Here is a 19698-nt window from a genome sequence, read left to right on the forward strand (position 1 = left end):
GCGTCGGCACGGCGGCCGCGCGCATCACAACAGCGGCAGCGTGAGCCGGATATGCTCGGCGAACGCCGCCGTCAGATGCGACGGCCGCTTGCGATCGAACTTCAGCGTAATACCCACGGCCGGCAACGGCGGCAGGCGAGGATCGCCGGTGACGATCGCCAGGTCGGCCGGTACCGCCGTCTGCGTCATCACCGCGAACGCCTGCCCCGAACGCACCAGCGCGATCAGCCCCGCGAGACTGCTGCTCGCATACGCGACGCGGTAATCGCGGCCCGCACGACCCAGCGCCTCGCAGGCCGCGAGGTGATCGAGCGTGTCGCGATCGGACAGCGCCAGCGGCAACGGATCGAAATGCGCGGGTTCGAGCCCCGGATAGCCGATCCAGACCAGCTGCTCGCGGCGAATGATGTCGTCGTTCGCGCCGTCGTCCGGCAATGAAATCATCGCCAGATCGACTGCGCGTTTGTCCAGTTGCTCGATGAGCCGCGGCGTCGGCCCGCACACGACCTCGACGATCGCCTGCGGATGCTGGCTCGAAAACTGCCGCAACAGCGCAGGCAGCCAGACTTCCGCGTAATCGTCCGGGCAGCCGAAGCGGATCGTCCCCGACAACCCCGTGCCGCACAGGTCGGCCATCGCCTCGTCGTGCAGCCGCAGGATGCGCTGCGCGTGCACCAGCAGCCGCTCGCCCGGATGGGTCAGTACCACGCCGCGCCCGGTGCGCTGGAACAGCGGCTGGTCGACGGCCTCCTCGAGCCGCTTCATCTGCTGGCTGAGCGCGGACTGGGTCCGGCCGACGCGCGCGGCCGCGCGGCTGAGCGCGCGCACCTCGGCAATCACGACGAACGAGCGCAGCAGGTCGATTTCGAGCGAAAGCGCCAAGGTATTAGCTCCTTTTCTACCTTGCATAAGAACTATTCGTTTCCATCAAACCAGACGCGCACCTAGACTGCAAGCGCCCCCTGCCCCTTCCTGGAGACGCCCGATGTCCCTGAACGACGACCCGACCTTCTGGCGCAACGCCACGCAGCACCTGGTCCGCTACGGCGGCACGTTCGAGCCGATGATCATCGAGCGCGCGAAGGGCAGCTTCGTGTACGACGCGGACGGCCGCGCGATCCTCGATTTCACGTCGGGCCAGATGAGCGCGGTGCTGGGCCACAGCCATCCGGAGATCGTGTCCGTGATCGGCGAATACGCGGGCAAGCTCGACCACCTGTTCAGCGGGATGCTGTCGCGGCCGGTCGTCGACCTCGCGACGCGCCTCGCCGACGTCACGCCCGCCGGGCTCGATCGCGCGCTGCTGCTCAGCACCGGCGCGGAGTCGAACGAAGCGGCGATCCGGATGGCGAAGCTCGTCACCGGCAAGTACGAGATCGTCGGCTTCGCGCAGTCGTGGCACGGGATGACCGGCGCGGCCGCGTCGGCCACCTACAGCGCCGGCCGCAAGGGCGTCGGGCCGGCCGCCGTCGGCTCGTTCGCGATTCCGGCGCCGTTCACGTACCGGCCGCGCTTCGAGCACAACGGCGCCTACGACTATCTGGCCGAACTCGACTACGCGTTCGACCTGATCGATCGCCAGTCGAGCGGCAACCTCGCGGCGTTCATCGCGGAACCGATCCTCAGCTCGGGCGGGATCATCGAACTGCCGGAAGGCTACATGGCGGCGCTCAAGCGCAAGTGCGAGGAACGCGGGATGCTGCTGATCCTCGACGAGGCGCAAACGGGCGTCGGCCGCACCGGCACGATGTTCGCGTGCCAGCGCGACGGCGTGACGCCCGACATCCTGACGCTGTCGAAGACGCTCGGCGCCGGGCTGCCGCTCGCGGCGATGGTGACGTCCGCGGCAATCGAGGAACGCGCGCACGAACTCGGCTACCTGTTCTACACGACGCACGTGTCGGATCCGCTGCCGGCGGCCGTCGGCCTGCGCGTGCTGGACGTCGTGCAGCGCGACGGGCTCGTCGAGCGGGCGAACGTGATGGGCGACCGGCTACGGCGCGGCCTGCTCGACCTGATGGAACGCTTCGACTGCATCGGCGACGTGCGCGGGCGCGGGCTGCTGCTCGGCGTCGAGATCGTCAAGGATCGCCGCACGAAGGAACCGGCGGACGGGCTCGGCGCGAAAATCACGCGCGAATGCATGAAGCTCGGGCTCAGCATGAACATCGTGCAGTTGCCGGGCATGGGCGGCGTGTTCCGGATCGCGCCGCCGCTGACCGTCAGCGAAGCGGAAATCGATCTCGGGTTGTCATTGCTCGACCAGGCGATCCGGCGCGCACTGTAACGGAACACGCGATGCAACGCCGGGCGCCTCGAATCCTAGTCGAGCCGCCCGGCCCGGAACACGCTGCGCAATTCGTCATGATTGTGGACGTTGAGCCGGCGATAGATCTTGCGGACATGATCGACGACCGTGCTGTCGCGCAGCGCGAAGTCGCGCGCAATCTCGCTGTGCGAGCGGCCCAGCACGAGCTGGACGCAGAGTTCGCGTTGTCGCTCGGTCAGGCCGAACGCGAAGCCGAGGCGTTCGACCATCAGCCTGAGCGGCGGAAAGTGTTCGATATGGATCACGATCGCGGCATCGCGTTGCAACGCGGCCGCGTCGGTACATCGATAGGCCTTGAAGCGGAAACGCCCCGCAGGGTTGCGACGCTCGAGCGTCGCGGGTGGCGCCGGGTAGCCGAGCCAGATCCGGTTGAGGTTCGACCGCAGCGGCGCGAGCCAGTCCGGCAAGCGTTCGTGACGATAGAACGCGAGCGGCTCGCCGGTCGCGAGCGCCAGCATCCGGATGCTGTCCACGTTGTGCAGCAGGAGCCGGCCATCGTCGTCGACCACCAGGGTCGCGGACTCGCTGCATTCCGATTCATGCAGCGTGGGCCGCACGGGCCGCGACAGCGCGTGGGCCAGATGCCGCGCCATGGGTTCGATGTCGCGATGGTTATTTTCCGAGAACGGACGACAGCCCGGTGCGCGCGACAGCAGCAGGCTGCCCCAGCCGCGCGTGCCGTCCGTCGCGGTCAGCTCGAGACAGTGGCGCATCGACACCGGCTGCCACAGGTCCGCATACATGTCGCTCGCGAGCAATGCATCGTCGTAGTGCGCGCTGTTGTCGAAACCGCGGCCGCGGCGCATCGCCTCGGAAAACGTGATGCCCAGCACCTGCTGCCGAGACGTGTTGTGGATGTTCGCGAAATATGTCGGCAATAGCGAATAGACCTCCTCGTTTTCGCTGCACACGTCCGACACGGCGTAGTGTTCGTCGGCATAGAAGAACATGCCCCAGTCGGCGCCGACGATGTGCCGGGCCGCCTCAATCACATGAGGAATGACGAGATGCGGCTCGACGGCAAGCGAACAGAGCCGGCGAATATGGCTTGCAAGCGCGACGTGTTTGTCAGACATGAATGCGCTCCTCGAACATGCACCGGATTCGTTCGCGGGTCGCGGCGAGACGCTCGACTTCATACACTCCGCGACGTCTGTGCAGTGTAGGCATTCCACATGACAACTACGGCAATTGCCCCCTTTCAAGAGGGCGTTAAACCGGCATGCGGGTTCTATCATTCCGCCATTCCGGCTGCATTCGCGTGACGAACCCGCTCCTGCGTTCGGCATGGGGGATTTGTCCGGCGCGATGCCATGAAGGCGGAATGACCCGATTCACGATGCGCGAGTCAAACGCGCACAGGACGACTCGACACGCGCGACAGAACCATCGCGTGAATCCGCGCATGCCGACGCGTCAATCGCCGTAAAACCTTGATGAAATGCCCGGGGGAGGATCGCCGTTGCGCGTACGGGCAGCCTGCGCAACGTCGACATACGCGGACGATGCAGCATCCGCGTCGTGGTTGTTGCATTGCTTGTTCATGTGAGGTGCCACGATGAAGAGCATGGTCAAGGCGGCGTTGGCCGCCATTTGTGTGTTGGGTGCGTCAGGCCTCGCCCGGGCGCAGGACGATGGCGCCGCGGCGGCGTCGAGCAAGCCGTCCGACTCGGCGATCAGCGCGACGTCGATGGGCAGCATGCCCAGCGGCGGGGCGCAGGCAGGCGGGCCGACCGGGCTCACCCGCGCACAGGTCAAGGAGGAATACCTGCGGATGCAGAAGTCGGGGGATCTTCAGCGTCTCAACCAGCTGTACCAAGGCGGCCAGTAGCGGCAGAGGCCCGGCTCGGCGTGGTCGCGCGTGTATCGGGTGGGGGTAGCTGGCGCGACCGTGCAGGGCCGGCGGATAGACAGGCAGCGAGCAAAGGCGCGCCCGGCGTTCTTTCATGCCGAGCGCGACAGGCAGAACCGCACGGATCGCATCCGTCCGTGATGCATGCACGTACGTGCATGCCACCGCGCCGGCGGCTCGTTTCAAGCCGGAGGCATCCCGCCTCACTCGCGCAAACGAGCTTGCCTGATCCGTTTACCGGCAAGCCGGTTCGCCCCATGTCGGCGAGCCTCAGCCCGCTTCCGCCGCCCACGCGACGGCATCGGCGCCGGCCGGAATGCGCATCGGGCTCGACGGATCGGTCGCCGCGCGCCATACCGCTTCGGCGACGTCCTGCGCGTGGGTAATCGGCGCGGATTCGTCGACGATGCGCGCAAAGACCGCCGCGGCAAATTCCGCATAAGCCTCGTGCTCGAAGCCATGCATGTGGGCGCGCGCGTTATCGGCGAAACGCGTGTCGGGCGCACGCCCCGGCAGCACGAGATGCGCACGCACGCCGAACGGCGCGAGTTCGAGCGCCACCGATTCGGTGTACGCATTGACCGCCGCCTTGCTGGCGCGATAGGCGGCGAGCAGCGGCAGCACCTTCAGCGTGACGCTCGACGTGACGTTCACGACCACGCCGGCCCCGCGCCGGCGCAACTGCGGCAGCACGGCCTGCGTGACCGCGATCGTGCCGATCGTGTTGGTCTCGAACAGCGCGCGCACGGTGTCGATCGGCATCAGTTCGGCCGGTGCGGCCGCGCCGAAACCCGCATTGTTGACGAGCACGTCGATCGGGCCGGCGGCGTCGATCGCCGCGCGGATGCTGTCGGGGTTCGTGACATCGAGCGCCAGCACGCGCAGGTTCGGCGACGGCGGCAGCACGCCCTCGCGCGGCGTACGCATCGTCGCGACGACCTGCCAGTCGCGGGCCAGGAAATAGCGGGCGATCTCGAGGCCGAAGCCGGAGGAACAGCCGGTGATCAATACGGTCTTCATGCGAACTCACTCCTGTGACGTGTTGAGCATGTGTTCGTACGATAGATGGCCGGATCCGTATTCGCTACAATCGAAAATCCGATTTTCATTTGCGAGAGTCCGGCGATGATCGATCCGTTGGCCGAGGTCGTGACGCTGCTGCAGCCGAGCACGCGGTATTCCAAGCTGGTTCACGGCGCAAGCCCCTGGCGCATCAGCCGGACGGTCGCCGGCGAGCCGTTCTATTGCGCGGTCCTGGATGGCGGGTGCCGCGTCGCGATCGACGGACATCCGCCGATCGAGCTGCTGCCCGGCGATTTCGTGTTGATTCCGGCTGCCTACGGCGTGTCGATCTCCAGCTTCGAACTGCCGCCGCCGGGTGTCGAAACGGCCGCCCCGGTCATGCTCGATAACGGCGAATACCGGATCGGCGACGCGGACCGCCCGGTCGACACGCGCATGATGGCGGGCAATTGCAGCTTCAGTTCGCCCGACGCTGCGCTGCTGGTGTCGCTGCTGCCGCAATACGTGCACGTGCGCGGCGAGCCGCGCCTGACCACGCTCGTGCAACTGGTGCGGGACGAATCGCGTGCGCAGCGGCCCGCGCGCGAACTCGTGCTGTCGCGTCTCGTGGAAGTGCTGCTGATCGAGGCATTGCGATTCTCGGCCGGCACGGATGCGTCGCCCGGCCTCGTGCGCGGGCTCGCCGACAGCCGTCTCGCCGCCGCGCTCCGCGGGATGCACGCACGCCCCGCGCACCCGTGGACGGTCGTCGAGCTCGCCAGGGAAGCCGCGCTGTCGCGCTCGACCTTCTTCGAACGCTTCAGCCGCGCGGTCGGCGTCGCGCCGATGGAATACCTGCTCACCTGGCGCATGGCGCTCGCGAAGAACCTGCTCCGCCGCAACGAGGGCCGCATCGCCGAGATCGCCGGGCGCGTGGGCTACAGTTCCGCGAGCACCTTCAGCGTCGCGTTCACACGCCACGTCGGCCGGCCGCCCGCGCAATACGCCCGCGACGAACAGGCGACGGCAAACGAAGCATGATGCGCGCCCGTCCCCACTGCCCCGCGACCTGCGTACACTATTCGTCATGCAACGACGAAGCGCGACGCATCCGATGACGACACCCGCGAAGCACATCGACACAACCGGCCACTGGCTCGTCGCGCGGCGCGATGCGGAAACCGGCATCGAAAGCCTGCATGCGCATTTCAACGGCCATGCCTACGATGCGCACGATCATGACGACATGCTGGTCGGCTTCACCGAACAGGGCGTCCAGCAATTCCAGTGCCACCGGTCGGTGCATACGAGCGTGCCGGGCCGCGCGATCCTGATCGAGCCGGGCGCGCTGCACGATGGCCATGCGCCCGAAGCCGGCGGCTTCACCTACGGGATGCTGTACCTGCCGCAAGCGTGGGTCGAGCGCGCGGCGCGCCGGCTGGACCTGCCGGGCCTCGGCGGCGTCGAGGCGTCGTTCGGCCATACGCTCGTCGACGATCGCGGCCTCGTCGACGCGATCCGCCAGGCGTTTCTCGCGATCCACGGCAACGAAGGCAAGCTCGCGCGCGACCAGACGCTCGACCGCCTGCTGATCCGGCTCGGCGGCGAACTGCGCGGGCCGCTCGTGCTGGAAAGCACCGTCGTGCCGCCCGCGATCGCACGCGTGCGCGATCTGCTGCATGAACACATGGACGACAACATCGGGCTCGATGAACTCGCGCATGCAGCAGGGATCGACCGGTTCCGGCTGACGCGGCTGTTCCAGCGTGCGTTCGGCACGTCGCCGCACGCGTACCTGGTGCGCTTGCGGCTGCGTGCCGCGCGCCGGCTGCTGGCGGCCGGCCGCACGCCCGCGCAGGCGGCCGCGGACGTCGGCTTCGCCGACCAGAGCCACCTGGGCCGCTGGTTCCGCCGCGCGTACCGGATCACGCCGGCCGCTTACCGGCAACTCTGCACAAACGTTCCAGACTGATCGCGCGCGGCAGCCGATCATGAGCGTCTCTACAAGGAGCACTCATGTTCGATACCAAGGTCGCGCTGATCGTGCGCGACGATCTCGCCGCGTGGCAGAAACTCAATGTCGTCGCGTTTCTCGCGACCGGCGTCGCGGCCGAAGCGCCCGAAGCGCTCGGCGAACCGTACGAGGATGCGGCGGGACGCCGCTACGGCCGCATGCTGGGCCAGCCGATGCTGGTGTTCTCGGCCGACCTGAACGGCCTGCAGGCCGCGCACCGGCAGGCGCTGTCGCGCGAGCTCACGATCGTGCCCTACGTGCACGCGATGTTTTCGACCGGGCACGACGCGGCCAACCGCGACGTGTTTCGGGCCGGCGACGCGGAGAATCTCGACTTCGTCGGGCTGGCGCTGCGCGGGCCGAAGAAGGCGGTCGACAAGGCGGTGAAGGGGTTGGCGTTGCATGCGTGATGCACCGACGTTCGGGCTACCCGATACAGCCCGCGTGGCCGATTTTGTCCCGATTCGGACGAATTGCCCGGATGTAGCGCATTTCGCTACGATCGAAGCCGATTGGGCTACACATTGACTTCGCCCGGTACGCCCTCCGTCATGCCCAGGCGTGACCGGGCACGACGCAGCCCGCCGCGATGTATTTCGGAATCAGCGATGCGCAAGCACGTTGACCAGCTTGCCGAACGGATCGCGCACATAGAACCGCCGCACGCCCCACGGCTCGTCAGCCGGGCCGTACTCGACCGGAATCCCGGCCGCAAGCACGCGTGCGAGTGCGTCATCGACGTCGTCGACCTCGATCGACAGATCGGGGGTCGGCGTGCCCGATCCGCCCTCCGATGCGAAGCTGATCTGCACGTCCATCTGCTCGGCATTGCCGTAGGTCGCGATCCAGCCGTGGTCCATCAGCAGGTCGAGGCCGAAGATCCGTTGGTAGAAGCGCTTGGCGTCGTCGACTGACCGGGTGTCGATATTGGCGACGATCCGTTTGACTTTCATCGGGTTCCTTCGCTGAGCATGACAGTACCGCGACGCTACACCGGAACCGCGCGCGCAACCAGTGGATCAACGGCCGGCCGCCCCCATGTTCGCCCGCCGCGCCCGCGCGGGCCGCGCCACGTGCTTGCCGGCCAGCCATACGCCGATCGCGACGACCACGATGCCGAGATAGGTCGTCACCTCGATCCGGTCACCGAACATCCACGCGGCCCACATCAGCGTCACGGGCGGTTCGAGATAGACGAGGGTCGCCACGCGCGTCGCGGGCATCCGCTTGAGCAACGCCCACAACGACAGATAGGCGATGAAGGTCGAGAACACGGTCAGCCACACGACGGAGACCCACACGTTCGGCTGGGTCGGCACGTGCAGGTCGCCGGTGACGATCCCGCACACCGCGAACAGCACGAGGCTCACGCAGCCCTGCACGAACAGCGGCAGGAACAGCCCGTCCTCGTTGCTGCGCGCGGCCGTCAGCGCACGGCGCCGCTGATAGATCGTCGCGATCGACAGCCCCAGCGCGGACACCAGCGGCAGCAGGTACATCACGAGCCCGACCGACCCGGCCGGCAGCGCATACTGCCCGCCGATCACGATGCCCACGCCGACGAATCCGACGACGAGCCCGGCCCACTGGCGCGCCCCGCTGCGCTCGCTGCCTTCGAGCGACGTCATCGCGGCCGTGATGAGCGGCTGCATCGCGGCGACGATCGCGGCAATGCCGGGCGGCAGGCCATGCTGAATCGCCACGTACACGCAGGCCAGGTAAAGAAACTGCGACAGGAAGCCGATCACCGCGTGATAGCGCAGCTTCTCCCACGTCAGGCGCGCGAGTTGCCGGTTGAGGACGATCGCGAGGCACAGCGTGACGAGCAGGAACCGCCAGAACAGCAGGTTGAACGCGCCGGCCGTCTCCGCGCCGAGCTTGGCGCCGATGAAGCCGGAACTCCACGACAACACGAAAACGAGCTGGAGCAGGAATAGCTGCATGGGGCGACGGCTCTCAGAAAGTTGCCGGGGACAGGCGCGGGTCCGCCAGATCCCCGGGGCGAATCGGTTCGAGCCCGAGGCGGTGATACTGCAGTTCGGCGTCGTCCCGGAGCGCGCGCTGCAGCGCCAGCCAGTTGACGACCGTGCGCGGGATGCCGTCGTCCGACGCGAGATGCCAGAAGCCGTTGTCGTCCTCCCGCGTGGTCGGGCAATGAAACGACAGCACCAGCGACATGCGCCGGCCCGACTCGACCGGTTCGACGCCATGAAACAGCTTGCTGCCATAGATGAGCAGCGCGTCGCCCGCGTTGTCCAGATTCGCGGTCTTCACGTGCCGGCGTTCGCGATCATGGCGATCGAACGTCTCCGCGGTCGATTCGTAGAACAGAAAGTTTCCGCCCTCGTAGTCGGATCGATCCGACAGCACGATGTTCAGCACGAAGCTGGTGCCGTCGGTGTGCCACATGCCCAGCTGTTCCTTGCCGTCGCGCTGGCTCGTCGGGTAGTAGTAGTTGAACTGCGAGCGCGCATTGACCATCGGATACGGAATCAGCGGCACACCGGCCAGACGCGACACCCGCAGCAGGAACGCACGGTCGTGCATCATGTCGTCGATGAACCGCGAGCGCTCCGTCACCGCACGCACGCGCTTCGAGATGATCCAGTTGCTGCTCGACGCGCTGCGCTCCAGCGCGCGGCCGATCTCGCGCAATGCAGCAACCGCCTCGTCGGAAAACAGCCCGCGAAGATGGCACACCGCGTTGAGCGCATCCGAGCGCGTGCCGCGCATCGGCACACCGCGATAGCCGAGCGCGTCGAGATTGCGCCGGTATCGCACTTCATAGTCGTCGCGCAGGCAGGCGCTGCTCCAGCGCATCGGTTCCGTCGCGGCATCCAGCGAGCCGTCGACATTCGCGCCGCCGGACAGCGACGTCTGCAACGCAAGCCGCACCCGATCGAACCCGCGCGCAAACACCGGCAATGCATTTCCCTTGTTCATCGCGTGCCTCGCTGTCGTGGTTGCGGCATTCAGGCCTTGAACTGGGCGATCTGGTACACGACGCTGCCGTCGCCGCTGTGCAGTTCGTCGATCACGCGGCAATTGGCGTGGCTGTGGCGCACGTGGCGGAATTGCTCCGGCGTGTATTTCAGGCAGACGTTGGTGATCAGGTGCCCGTCGGCCCCGGCTTTCGATACCGGTTGCAACGTGACTGCCACATGGAACTGGTCGCCGAGCAGGTTGAGCCGGACGATCGACACATGGTGCTCACCGAGCGGCTCGAAGCCCTGCTGCCGGCTGACGACTTCGGAAAACCGCACCATGTTCTCGTTCCGGTAGAAGTTGTAGATGGGCTCCTCCCTCCCCTCGACCAGCAGCTGCATCTCCGACACGACGTAGGTCGACCTGCCGCCGAGATTGCGGATCAGCCGGCCGATCGTCACGGGCAATTCGTTGCCTTCCTGGAAACCGAGCATCGTGATGAACGTCACGTCCTGGCCCACGTCGATGTGGTTCCATTGCACGTTCCGGTAATCGTCGGCGATGTAGTTGAAACAGCCGGGCGTTTTCAGGAACGGCATGATCGCGTGCCGCATCGCGTCTTCGGACGACTCGTTGATGTCGACGGCCGTATAGCGCAGATGGTCCGGGCCGCCGCCGCTGACGGCCTTCACGAGTTCGGTCGTCTTGACCGGCTCCGGCCCGAGCTCGATGTAATGCACATCGCGGCCGCGCGACAACGTCGCGAGCCGCTCGCTCAACTGGCCGATCGCTTCGCGCAACGAACCGTTGCCGTCGCGGTCCGCGCACAGCGCGGGGCTCCGCACGCCCAGCTCGTTCAGGTTGCGCATCAGCGCAAACACCTCGCGCCCGGCTTCCTTCCTCCTCGCGTCATCGTCGCTGCGCTTGAGCGTCGAATACTTTTCGTGATTCTCGACCGTCCATACCGACTCGGCCTTCAACTTCCTGTCCCGCACCAATGCATCTACAACGAAATCATTGATCGACATGAATCGTTCCCCGGATACGTGCAACGCGCGACCGGCTGCCTGCCGTTGTCTGCCTGTTGACCGAGAATATGGGATGCTCAATAATTCCGTCAATCGACATTACCTGAATCACTGATTCGGAAAAACCAAATCATGCCGCGCACCCTGGACGTCGACCTGCTGCGAACCTTCCACGCCGTCGCGAAGCTCGGCCGCTTCAAGGATGCGGCCGCTCATGTGAATCGCAGCCCGTCGTCGGTCACCGCGCAGATCCAGAAGCTCGAGGAGATGGTCGCGCAGCGTCTGTTCACGCGGAACAACCAGGCCGTCGAGCTCACGCAGTACGGCCACAAGCTGCTGAGCGACACCACCGAGTTTCTGCTGAGCCACGACCGGCTCGTCGAATCGCTGTCGCCGCAGATGCTGACCGGCAAGCTGCGGCTCGGCATCCCCGATTCGTACGCCGCGCACTTCATGGCGGAATTCCTGCCGCGCTTCGCCGCCGACCGGCCGCTGCTCGAACTGACGGTCGAAGCACGCTCCAGCGAAGAGCTGCAGTCGCTGTTCGCGCGCGGCCAGCTGGACATCACGATCGCCGTGGTGCCGAAAGCGACGCCGCACGGCGAGCTGCTCAGCAAGACCCATCCGGTGTGGGTCACCGCGCGAACCTTCAAGTTCAATCCCGACGCGCCGCTGCCAATCGCCGTGCAACTGCAGGGCTGCCCGTACCGCGACACCGCGCTGAACGCGCTGAAGAAGGCGAAGATCCCGCACCGGATGCTGCTCGAGAGCGCCAGTTCGCCGGCGGTCGAGGCGTGTATCGCGAACGGCCTCGCGGTCGGCCTCATCGAACACGATCGCGTGTCCGGCAACCTGACGAGCCACGTCGCCGGGATCGTGCTGCCCGATCTCCCGCCGCACCTGATCACCATCCTGACGGACGACAGCAATCGCGCCGCGCTGCATCTGCGCGACGTTCTGAAAAGCACCTTCAGGATCGGATGAAGACAAGGCCGGGAACCGGCCTTGCATGAGAAAGCGAAGAGGACGCGCCGCCGGCCCGTTGCAGGCCGGCGGCGTTCGGCATCAACCGCCGAGGTACGCCTGCTTGATGCGATCGTTCGCGAGCAGGTTCGCGCCCGTATCGGCGAGCACGACGCGCCCCGTTTCGAGCACGTAGCCGCGATCGGCCACACCCAGCGCCTTGTTCGCGTTCTGCTCGACGAGGAACACCGTGACGCCTTCGTCGCGGATCGTGCGGATGATGTCGAAGATCTGCGCGATCACGAGCGGCGCGAGGCCGAGCGTCGGCTCGTCGAGCAGCAGCAGACGCGGCTTGCTCATCAGCGCGCGACCGATCGCCAGCATCTGCTGTTCGCCGCCCGACATCGTGCCGGCCCGCTGCGTCGCCCGTTCCTTCAGGCGCGGAAACAGCTTGAACACGTGCTCGATGCCGTCGTCGATCTCATGGCGGCTCGCGAAGAAGCCGCCCATCTTCAGGTTCTCGAGCACCGTCAGGCTCGGGAACACGCGCCGCCCTTCCGGCGAGATCGCCATCCCCTGCCGCATGATCTGGTGCGTCGACATCGCGGTGATGTCCTTGCCCTCGAACAGCACGCGGCCCGACGACGCGCGCGGCGTGCCGCACACGGTCATCATCAGCGTCGTCTTGCCGGCGCCGTTGCTGCCGATCAGCGTGACGATCTCGCCCTTGTTCACCTCGATCGACACGCCCGCGAGCGCCTCGACCGCGCCGTAGTGCGTATGGACCTGTTCCAGCTTCAGCATCACTCTTCCCCCAGATACGCCTTGATCACGCGCGGGTCGTTGCGGACCGCTTCCGGCGTGCCGATCACGATCGGCCGACCGTGCTCCATCACGAGGATGCGGTCGGACACGCCCATCACGAGGCTCATGTCGTGTTCGATCAGCAGCACCGATACGCCGAACTCGCGGCGCAGCTTGTCGATCAGGTGCTGCAGCTCGATCTTCTCCTGCGGGTTGAGGCCGGCCGCCGGCTCGTCGAGCATCAGGAGGCGCGGCTCGGTGATCATGCAGCGCGCGATCTCCAGGCGCCGCTGGTGCCCGTACGACAGCGTGCCCGCCGGCCGGTTGGCGACCGACGTCAGCCCCATCCGGTCGAGCCACACGGCCGCGCGTTCGAGCGCTTCCTTCTCGGCACGGCGATACGCGGGCGTCGAGAACAGGCCGGGCAGCAGCCCCGCCTTCACCTTGCGGTGCTGCGCGACGAGCAGGTTCTCGACGACGGTCAGCGACTTGAACAGGCGGATGTTCTGGAACGTCCGCACGAGGCCCTTCAACGCGATCTTGTGGCTCGGCAGCCCGCCAATCGCGTGGCCGTCGAGCACGACGTCGCCGCCGGTCGGCTTGTAGAAGCCGCCGACGCAGTTGAACACCGTGGTCTTGCCCGCGCCGTTCGGCCCGATGATCGCGAACACCTCATCGCGACGCACGTCGAAATCGATCCCGTCCACCGCGAGCAACCCGCCGAAGCGCATCTGCAGCCCGGCGACCTTCAACAGTTCCGTATTCGCGCTCATTGCGGCAGCTCCACGTGGGGACGGCTCGCGGGCAGCAGGCCCTGCGGACGCCACATCATCATCAACACCATCACGAGACCGAAGATCAGCATCCGGTACTCGGCGAAGCCGCGCGCGACTTCCGGCAGCACGGTCAGCAGGATCGCCGCGAGAATCACGCCGAGCTGCGAGCCCATCCCGCCGAGCACGACGATCGCGAGGATCAGCGCCGATTCGATGAAGGTGAACGATTCAGGATTCACGAGGCCCTGGCGCGCCGCGAAGAACGCGCCGCCGATACCGGCGAACGCCGCACCGAGCGTGAACGCCGACAGCTTGATGCGCGTCGGGTTCAGGCCCAGCGAACGGCATGCGATCTCGTCGTCGCGCAGCGCTTCCCACGCACGGCCCATCGGCATGCGGATCAGGCGGCTCGTCACGAACAGCGTGAAGCCGACCAGCACGAGCGCGAGCAGGTACAGGAAGATCACCACGTGGTCGCCGCTGTATTCCAGCCCGATCAGTTCATGGAAGGTCTTCGCGCCTTCGACGCTCGCGCTGCGCACCATCTCGTAGCCGAACACGGTCGGCTTCGGGATGCCCGAGATGCCGTCCGGGCCGCCCGTGAGGCTCGTCAGGTTGTTCGCGAGCAGGCGGATGATTTCGCCGAAGCCGAGCGTGACTATCGCGAGATAGTCGCCGCGCAGCCGCAGCACCGGGAAACCGAGCAGGAAGCCGAACGTCGCGGCCGCGATCGCGGCGAGCGGCAGGCATTCCCAGAACGACAGCCCGAAGTACTGGTTCAGCATCGCGTACGTATAGCCGCCGACCGCGTAGAACCCGACATAGCCGAGATCCAGCAGCCCCGCGAAACCGACCACGATGTTCAGCCCGAGGCCGAGGATCACGTAGATCAGCGCGAGCGTCGCGACGTCCACCGCGCCGCGCGAGCCGAAGAACGGCCACACGAGCCCGACCGCGAGCAGCACCCAGACGATCACGCGCTGCTGCTGCGCGCCCATCGCGGGCAGCGCCGGCAGCTTCACCGACGATTTCGCGCGCACGAGCCACGGCTTGAACAGCTGGAACAGGAACACGCCCGCGACCGCGATCCACACCGGCCGCCAGTGCGGCGTGAGCACCACCTGGTAGCCTTCGAGCTTCAACTGCAGCCCGAGCACCGGGATCGTGAGGATCGCCGTCAGGAACGCGGCGGCCACGGCATTTTTCAGCGCCTGGCCGATCGAAGCGTCGGCGGCCGGGCGGCGAACGGAAATGACTTGACTCATCTGCGTCTCCCTCAAACCTTTTCGATGTCCGACTTGCCGAGCAGGCCGGTCGGGCGGAAGAGCAGGATCAGCACGAGCAGGCCGAACGCGACGACGTCCTTGTACTCGGCCGGCATGTAGCCTGCGGCGAAGGTTTCCGCGAGGCCGAGCAACACGCCGCCGAGCATCGCGCCCGGGATGCTGCCGATCCCGCCGAGCACCGCGGCGGTGAACGCCTTGATGCCCGCGACGAAGCCGATATACGGGTTCAGCTTGCCGATCGTCAGCCCGATCAGCACGCCGCCGACGGCCGCCAGCATCGCGCCGAGCACGAACGTGAACGAGATCACGCGGTTCGTGTCGATGCCGAGCAGGTTCGCCATCTTCATGTCCTCGGCGCATGCGCGGCACGCCCGGCCCATCCGCGAATGCGAGATGAACAGCGTGAGCGCGATCATCAGCACGAGCGTCACGCAGACGATCATCAGGCGCGAATACGGGATGGTCACGTCGAAGTCGCCACCGAGGTGAATGTCGAATGCGCCGGAGATCAGCACGGGCACGGACACGTCGCGCGCACCCTGGCCGATCTGCACGTAGTTCTGCAGGAAGATCGACATGCCGATCGCGGAGATCAGCGGCACGAGGCGCGGGCCGCCGCGCAGCGGCCGATACGCGACGCGCTCGACCGCGAAACCGTACAGGCCGGTGACGATCACCGACACGATCAGCGCGGCGCCGAGCACGAGCGGCAGCGGATAGCCGGCGGAAATGCCGATGGCAGTGAGGGTCACGAGGCCCACGTACGCGCCGATCATGTAGATCTCGCCGTGGGCGAAGTTGATCATGCCGATGATGCCGTAGACCATCGAATAGCCGATGGCGATCAGCGCATAGATCGCACCCAGCGTCAGGCCGTTGACCAGCTGCTGGGCGAATTGGGGAAAGAAGTCAGTCATGTGCGGGAAGCTCCCGTTGGCGTCGTGTCGCCTGCCGTCGCCGGATCACGGCGTGGCCGCGCGCAACGCACGGTGTCGTCTCGGGCCGCCCCATGGCCGCGCAATGGGCAGATGCGCGGCCAATACGCACCCGCCCCGTCCGGGTCTCGGACAGGGCGGCATGCGCGGGCGGGTACTCCGTCTTACTTGGCGGCGGTCTTCGTCGCGTCCTTGTGCCACGTGTACACGACGAACTTGAACGCCTTCAGGTCGCCCTGTGCGTCATACGCGACCTTGCCGATCGGCGTGTCGAACGTCGTCTTGTGCATGTACGCGGCGACCTTGGTCGGATCGGTCGTCTTCGCTCCGGCGATCGAGTCGGCGATGATCTTCACCGCGGCGTACGACGGCATCTGGAACGGGCCGTTCGGGTCGCGCTTCTTGTCCGCGAACGCCTTCACGAGCGCCGCGTTGGCCGGATCGGCCGAGAAGTCGGCCGGCAGCGTGACGAGCATGCCTTCCGAGGCCGGGCCGGCGATCGCCGTCACGTCCTTGTTGCCCACGCCCTCAGGCCCCATGAACGTGGCCTTCACGCCCTGCTCGCGCGCCTGGCGCATCAGCAGGCCCATTTCCGGGTGGTAGCCGCCGAAGTAGACGAAGTCGACGCCTTGCGACTTCAGCTTCGTGATGATCGCCGAGTAGTCCGAATCGCCTGCGTTGATGCCTTCGAACAGCACGACCGGAATCTTCGCGGCTTCGAGGTCCTTCTTCACCGACGATGCGATGCCCTGGCCGTACGACTGCTTGTCGTGCAGGACCGCGACCTTCTTCGGCTTCACGTTGTTGATGATGTAGTGCGCGGCGGCCGGGCCTTGCTGGTCGTCACGGCCGATCGTGCGGAAGATGAAGTGGCGCTTCTTGCCTTCCGTCAGTTGCGGCGCGGTGGCCGACGGCGTGACCATCACGATGCCTTCGTTCTCGTAGATGTCGGAGGCCGGGATCGTCGAACCCGAGCACACGTGGCCGATCACGTACTTGATCTTCTGGCTGACGATCTTGTTGGCGACGGCGACGGCCTGCTTCGGTTCGCATGCGTCGTCCATCATCACGACTTCAAGCTTGTTGCCGCCCGCACCGCCTGCAGCGTTGACCTGCTCGATCGCGGTCAGCGCGCCGGCCTTCACCATGTCGCCGTATTGGGCGACCGAACCGCTCATCGGACCAGCGATGGCGATCTTCACGGTTTCCGCTTGCGCGGCGGCGGCGCCGGCGGCGAACAGCACGGCGGCGGAAATGGACGTAAGACGGGACAGCGTCATCTGGGAGCTCCTCGATGTTGTTTAGTCATACGGGCAAAGGCGGCATGACTTGCGCAATCGAACAGCACCCGGGGCGAGGACATGGGACACGCCCGAGACACATAGAAGACGGAACTCCAGCGGAATGTTGCGTAGCGGGGCCCGGCTCTTGCAGTCCCCGAAAGGGGACGTCTGGTTCGGAAAGACATCGTGATGCGTCTTGCATTGCGCAAGCGTTTCGCCTGCCCCGCTTGCCAAATCGCTTGTTCGGAGGGATGGTCCGACAGCCATTGGCAAGGCAGTCGAAATTATATGGGCGTTTTTAAATCGTCTGTCAAAAATGCCGGTCGACCGAGGGAAAACACGGAGGGTTTTGGGGGTAGCGGTGGCGATGGGGGCGCAACCGCGTGAGTGGCGAGAACGTTTGGTTGGGGTGCAATTGGGTTGCTATGGGGTGGGGCTGATTGGGTGGGTGCCTTGCTGCGCTTGGCTTTTGGCGGTCTCGGATTTCGTGCGGGGCGTTTTCGGGTTGTTGAGGGTCGGACCGCTGAAACTTAATCAACTGATGATTGCTTTGCTGGGCACCAATTCGGGGCGTTCGATCGAGGCGGTCAATCCTACTGTTTACAAATAAAACTAAACATCTGGAAGCTGATTGTTATTTTTATGAAATAATACGAATTCGCTTCTGCAATCCAGCCAGCCTTCCTGTGAGTCGCGTACCCAGCGCCTCGCAGTCGCTTCAGGGCCGCTTCGACGCCCGTCCGTCGCCCAGTCGCCAGCCAGTGATCTGCCGTTTTTTTCTCATCGCATATCACCTGCTTCGGAACGCTGATGAATCATCCTCTCTGCCTCTCTTCCGCCGCCGCGATCGCGTGTGCGCTTTCTGTTTCTGCCGTCGATGCTTCCGGACGCGATTCGCTGACCGATCGGTCGGTGGGTGCCAATGTGTTTCGGTCGGAGCGTCGGGCTGCGGCTCGGGATGACGGGCATGCGGCGCGAATGGGCCACAGTCGCCTGGAATACGCCGCGCCGATGGAGCGTGGTCCGTTCGATACGCCTGATACGCGGCCGTTGCGGGTGACGAGCGATGCGCTTGTGGTGCCGACGCCTTCGGGTGAGCACGAGCCCGATTTGGTATTGCCCTCGAACCGCGTTGCGCTTGGTGCGGGTGGGAGTGACAGTTTTGGTCGTGCAGTGCCTGGATATGAGCAGCGTGAGCAGAACTGGAATGAGTATCTGCGCGCGAATGGCTCAAGGCCGGCTGGTAGTGGCGGTTCGTATGCGCCGCAGCGGCCGTACGATGCGCCGCGCGGTCCGCATGGCGCGCCGAATCCGTTCGATCCTTCGGTGCCGCAACCGGAAACGCGGACGTTTTATGACAACGGCGCGGGGACGAAGTGCACGGCGACGGGCGGTGCGGGGACGTCGCGGTCGTCTTGCAATATCGGGTGGTGAGGGGTGATATCGGGCGGCTGCCATTGCGGCTGCCCAGCCCGGTCATCCGCAGCACTGCGCTTACAGTTGCGCTGTAGTCAGCCGACCAGGCTCAATATCGATCCACGCCTTACGGCTGGAATAAAACACAGGCGATCATCTTTCGACGTCATTCTGCTTGTTACAACGAATCACGACCGGCCGTGAAGGCGTTCCCGTCGTGGTCATCGGCTCGCGCAGCCCGAGGCGCTCGTCTTCTGCAACTCGGTCCAGCACGTCAGTGACATGGCCAAAATAGCGACAAACGTCATGCCAGTCGCCATCGAAATCGATGGTCGGGCAGGCACCTAGCTCAGGGTGCCCTCCCCAAGTAAGGTGAATTATCGAGTAACGCCCCGACTCGTCCGTGTGAGCGCAAAGAACGTCGTCGGTACCCGTGGCATGCGCCATCACCCTCAGCTTATGTTCATAAAATGGGTGGTCAGGGTGAAGCTCGACTTCGAGTTCTGCCTGGATTCGCACATGGTCGACATCACACTCCGAGCGGGGACACGCAAACTCGCACCAATCCTCGGGCAACGTAAAGAGGTGCTGTTGTTCCATCATGCCTACCCCTCCCACCACCATTCCCCGAATTCTAAAGAACCCTGTCCCATAAGCCGTTGTCCGCCCTCTCCGGCTCCACGAATACCCAGATGGAATGACATCGGGTGCAACGATAGTACATTGCAGAACCAGCCGACCCGGGCCCCTCGGAATCAAAAGGAGGGGGGGCAATTTCCGCGAGGACTCCGCTGGCAACCGCGGCGTCGCGGCGTTGCGAATATTGTTGATATTCCTGGCGGGATACGAATTGTTTGGGCGAACCAACACTAAGACAGTACCCGCATGCCGGAAGCAGCTGCGCCACCGCTCCATTGCTCTGTGCTTCGCTTCCTCGCTTGAGCTTGAGCAATTGACCCCGCGGAATTTGTGCGTCGACACGTGCGCGCTCGCTGTCCAACCACGCTCGCAATTGCTGCAAATCAATGTCCTGATCGCGATAACGGCGAAGCATCCGTTGAATATCCTGATCCATATCATTCACA

21 protein-coding genes are annotated in these 19698 nt (G+C 65.5%); 7 read left to right on the forward strand and 14 right to left on the reverse strand.

Annotated elements, in window-relative coordinates:
* Positions 1-24 precede the first annotated feature (24 nt).
* Positions 25-909 carry a LysR family transcriptional regulator gene (locus tag CFB39_RS28790; protein ID WP_089475379.1) on the reverse strand — a complete coding sequence of 295 codons (885 nt, stop codon included), beginning with the start codon at positions 907-909 and terminating at the stop codon, positions 25-27.
* A gap of 76 nt (positions 910-985) precedes the next feature.
* On the opposite strand from CFB39_RS28790, the gene CFB39_RS28795 reads away from it, so the two are divergent.
* Entirely contained in the window at positions 986-2287 is a 1302-nt protein-coding gene (locus CFB39_RS28795; protein WP_089475380.1) for an aspartate aminotransferase family protein, read from the forward strand.
* A gap of 35 nt (positions 2288-2322) precedes the next feature.
* Here CFB39_RS28795 and CFB39_RS28800 read toward each other — a convergent pair whose 3' ends face one another.
* Positions 2323-3405, reverse strand: a complete 1083-nt coding sequence (locus tag CFB39_RS28800) for a LuxR C-terminal-related transcriptional regulator (RefSeq protein ID WP_089475381.1) — start codon at positions 3403-3405, stop codon at positions 2323-2325.
* 482 nt (positions 3406-3887) lie between these two features.
* On the opposite strand from CFB39_RS28800, the gene CFB39_RS28805 reads away from it, so the two are divergent.
* The gene (locus CFB39_RS28805) at positions 3888-4160 is read left to right on the forward strand and encodes a hypothetical protein (RefSeq protein ID WP_089475382.1); all 273 of its coding nucleotides are present in this window, start codon (positions 3888-3890) and stop codon (positions 4158-4160) included.
* 291 nt (positions 4161-4451) lie between these two features.
* Here CFB39_RS28805 and CFB39_RS28810 read toward each other — a convergent pair whose 3' ends face one another.
* Positions 4452-5201 carry an SDR family oxidoreductase gene (locus CFB39_RS28810; protein WP_089475383.1) on the reverse strand — a complete coding sequence of 250 codons (750 nt, stop codon included), beginning with the start codon at positions 5199-5201 and terminating at the stop codon, positions 4452-4454.
* Between the two features lie 45 nt (positions 5202-5246).
* Between CFB39_RS28810 and CFB39_RS28815 the strand changes: the two genes are divergently transcribed.
* The 3 genes from CFB39_RS28815 (at position 5247) to CFB39_RS28825 (ending at position 7607) form a co-directional block, all read left to right on the forward strand.
* A complete protein-coding gene (locus CFB39_RS28815) occupies positions 5247-6224 on the forward strand; it encodes an AraC family transcriptional regulator (protein WP_089475384.1) in 978 nt (325 codons plus the stop codon).
* A gap of 73 nt (positions 6225-6297) precedes the next feature.
* Positions 6298-7155 (forward strand): AraC family transcriptional regulator, encoded by an 858-nt coding sequence (locus CFB39_RS28820; protein ID WP_089475385.1) that lies wholly within the window; start codon positions 6298-6300, stop codon positions 7153-7155.
* 44 nt (positions 7156-7199) lie between these two features.
* On the forward strand, positions 7200-7607 hold the full coding sequence (locus tag CFB39_RS28825; protein WP_089475386.1) for a DUF2000 family protein: 408 nt from the start codon (positions 7200-7202) through the stop codon (positions 7605-7607).
* Between the two features lie 192 nt (positions 7608-7799).
* Here CFB39_RS28825 and CFB39_RS28830 read toward each other — a convergent pair whose 3' ends face one another.
* From CFB39_RS28830 to CFB39_RS28845, 4 genes are all read right to left on the reverse strand, one after another.
* The gene (locus CFB39_RS28830; protein ID WP_089475387.1) at positions 7800-8150 is read right to left on the reverse strand and encodes a VOC family protein; all 351 of its coding nucleotides are present in this window, start codon (positions 8148-8150) and stop codon (positions 7800-7802) included.
* 66 nt (positions 8151-8216) lie between these two features.
* Positions 8217-9140 (reverse strand): DMT family transporter, encoded by a 924-nt coding sequence (locus tag CFB39_RS28835; RefSeq protein ID WP_089475388.1) that lies wholly within the window; start codon positions 9138-9140, stop codon positions 8217-8219.
* Between the two features lie 13 nt (positions 9141-9153).
* On the reverse strand, positions 9154-10140 hold the full coding sequence (locus tag CFB39_RS28840; protein WP_089475389.1) for a 2OG-Fe(II) oxygenase family protein: 987 nt from the start codon (positions 10138-10140) through the stop codon (positions 9154-9156).
* A gap of 29 nt (positions 10141-10169) precedes the next feature.
* Positions 10170-11150, reverse strand: coding sequence for a hypothetical protein (locus CFB39_RS28845; protein WP_089475390.1), 981 nt, complete (start codon positions 11148-11150; stop codon positions 10170-10172).
* Positions 11151-11282: 132 nt separating this feature from the next.
* Here CFB39_RS28845 and CFB39_RS28850 point away from each other — a divergent pair, with 132 nt between their 5' ends.
* Complete coding sequence (locus CFB39_RS28850; RefSeq protein WP_089475391.1) at positions 11283-12134, forward strand: LysR substrate-binding domain-containing protein; 852 nt, start codon at positions 11283-11285, stop codon at positions 12132-12134.
* Positions 12135-12215: 81 nt separating this feature from the next.
* On the opposite strand, the gene CFB39_RS28855 is transcribed toward CFB39_RS28850, so the two are convergent.
* The 5 genes from CFB39_RS28855 to CFB39_RS28875 form a co-directional block, all read right to left on the reverse strand.
* Positions 12216-12917, reverse strand: coding sequence for an ABC transporter ATP-binding protein (locus tag CFB39_RS28855; protein WP_039366289.1), 702 nt, complete (start codon positions 12915-12917; stop codon positions 12216-12218).
* Positions 12917-13690 carry a high-affinity branched-chain amino acid ABC transporter ATP-binding protein LivG gene (gene livG / locus CFB39_RS28860; RefSeq protein WP_069252315.1) on the reverse strand — a complete coding sequence of 258 codons (774 nt, stop codon included), beginning with the start codon at positions 13688-13690 and terminating at the stop codon, positions 12917-12919. The genes CFB39_RS28855 and livG overlap by 1 nt, the downstream gene beginning before the upstream one ends.
* Positions 13687-14958, reverse strand: coding sequence for a high-affinity branched-chain amino acid ABC transporter permease LivM (locus CFB39_RS28865; RefSeq protein WP_089475392.1), 1272 nt, complete (start codon positions 14956-14958; stop codon positions 13687-13689). The genes livG and CFB39_RS28865 overlap by 4 nt, the downstream gene beginning before the upstream one ends.
* A gap of 11 nt (positions 14959-14969) precedes the next feature.
* Positions 14970-15896, reverse strand: a complete 927-nt coding sequence (gene livH / locus CFB39_RS28870) for a high-affinity branched-chain amino acid ABC transporter permease LivH (RefSeq protein ID WP_041493199.1) — start codon at positions 15894-15896, stop codon at positions 14970-14972.
* A 182-nt stretch (positions 15897-16078) separates the two neighbouring features.
* Positions 16079-17194 (reverse strand): branched-chain amino acid ABC transporter substrate-binding protein, encoded by a 1116-nt coding sequence (locus CFB39_RS28875; RefSeq protein WP_089426904.1) that lies wholly within the window; start codon positions 17192-17194, stop codon positions 16079-16081.
* Between the two features lie 813 nt (positions 17195-18007).
* Between CFB39_RS28875 and CFB39_RS28880 the strand changes: the two genes are divergently transcribed.
* The gene (locus CFB39_RS28880; RefSeq protein ID WP_089475393.1) at positions 18008-18631 is read left to right on the forward strand and encodes a hypothetical protein; all 624 of its coding nucleotides are present in this window, start codon (positions 18008-18010) and stop codon (positions 18629-18631) included.
* 135 nt (positions 18632-18766) lie between these two features.
* On the opposite strand, the gene CFB39_RS28885 is transcribed toward CFB39_RS28880, so the two are convergent.
* Both CFB39_RS28885 and CFB39_RS28890 read right to left on the reverse strand, forming a co-directional pair.
* Positions 18767-19216: a hypothetical protein gene (locus CFB39_RS28885; RefSeq protein ID WP_144030332.1), complete on the reverse strand. Its 450-nt coding sequence runs from the start codon at positions 19214-19216 to the stop codon at positions 18767-18769.
* Between the two features lie 31 nt (positions 19217-19247).
* Positions 19248-19688, reverse strand: a complete 441-nt coding sequence (locus CFB39_RS28890; RefSeq protein WP_244115357.1) for a hypothetical protein — start codon at positions 19686-19688, stop codon at positions 19248-19250.
* Positions 19689-19698 lie beyond the last annotated feature (10 nt).

It is taken from the genome of Burkholderia sp. AU6039 (assembly GCF_002223365.1).
In the GTDB taxonomy this organism is placed as follows: Bacteria; Pseudomonadota; Gammaproteobacteria; order Burkholderiales; family Burkholderiaceae; genus Burkholderia.

Bases quoted from the DNA above. Each gene is read 5' to 3' on its own strand.
- livG (WP_069252315.1), bottom strand. From the start codon at position 13,690: ATGAGCGCGAATACGGAACTGTTGAAGGTCGCCGGGCTGCAGATGCGC.
- CFB39_RS28840 (WP_089475389.1), bottom strand. From the start codon at position 10,140: ATGAACAAGGGAAATGCATTGCCGGTGTTTGCGCGCGGGTTCGATCGG.
- CFB39_RS28800 (WP_089475381.1), bottom strand. From the start codon at position 3,405: ATGTCTGACAAACACGTCGCGCTTGCAAGCCATATTCGCCGGCTCTGT.
- CFB39_RS28875 (WP_089426904.1), bottom strand. From the start codon at position 17,194: ATGACGCTGTCCCGTCTTACGTCCATTTCCGCCGCCGTGCTGTTCGCC.
- CFB39_RS28825 (WP_089475386.1), top strand. From the start codon at position 7,200: ATGTTCGATACCAAGGTCGCGCTGATCGTGCGCGACGATCTCGCCGCG.
- CFB39_RS28820 (WP_089475385.1), top strand. From the start codon at position 6,298: ATGACGACACCCGCGAAGCACATCGACACAACCGGCCACTGGCTCGTC.
- CFB39_RS28795 (WP_089475380.1), top strand. From the start codon at position 986: ATGTCCCTGAACGACGACCCGACCTTCTGGCGCAACGCCACGCAGCAC.
- CFB39_RS28815 (WP_089475384.1), top strand. From the start codon at position 5,247: ATGGCCGGATCCGTATTCGCTACAATCGAAAATCCGATTTTCATTTGC.
- CFB39_RS28790 (WP_089475379.1), bottom strand. From the start codon at position 909: ATGCAAGGTAGAAAAGGAGCTAATACCTTGGCGCTTTCGCTCGAAATC.
- CFB39_RS28850 (WP_089475391.1), top strand. From the start codon at position 11,283: ATGCCGCGCACCCTGGACGTCGACCTGCTGCGAACCTTCCACGCCGTC.
- CFB39_RS28885 (WP_144030332.1), bottom strand. From the start codon at position 19,216: ATGATGGAACAACAGCACCTCTTTACGTTGCCCGAGGATTGGTGCGAG.
- CFB39_RS28865 (WP_089475392.1), bottom strand. From the start codon at position 14,958: ATGAGTCAAGTCATTTCCGTTCGCCGCCCGGCCGCCGACGCTTCGATC.
- CFB39_RS28855 (WP_039366289.1), bottom strand. From the start codon at position 12,917: ATGCTGAAGCTGGAACAGGTCCATACGCACTACGGCGCGGTCGAGGCG.
- CFB39_RS28830 (WP_089475387.1), bottom strand. From the start codon at position 8,150: ATGAAAGTCAAACGGATCGTCGCCAATATCGACACCCGGTCAGTCGAC.
- CFB39_RS28880 (WP_089475393.1), top strand. From the start codon at position 18,008: ATGAATCATCCTCTCTGCCTCTCTTCCGCCGCCGCGATCGCGTGTGCG.
- CFB39_RS28890 (WP_244115357.1), bottom strand. From the start codon at position 19,688: ATGGATCAGGATATTCAACGGATGCTTCGCCGTTATCGCGATCAGGAC.
- CFB39_RS28845 (WP_089475390.1), bottom strand. From the start codon at position 11,150: ATGTCGATCAATGATTTCGTTGTAGATGCATTGGTGCGGGACAGGAAG.
- CFB39_RS28810 (WP_089475383.1), bottom strand. From the start codon at position 5,201: ATGAAGACCGTATTGATCACCGGCTGTTCCTCCGGCTTCGGCCTCGAG.
- livH (WP_041493199.1), bottom strand. From the start codon at position 15,896: ATGACTGACTTCTTTCCCCAATTCGCCCAGCAGCTGGTCAACGGCCTG.
- CFB39_RS28835 (WP_089475388.1), bottom strand. From the start codon at position 9,140: ATGCAGCTATTCCTGCTCCAGCTCGTTTTCGTGTTGTCGTGGAGTTCC.
- CFB39_RS28805 (WP_089475382.1), top strand. From the start codon at position 3,888: ATGAAGAGCATGGTCAAGGCGGCGTTGGCCGCCATTTGTGTGTTGGGT.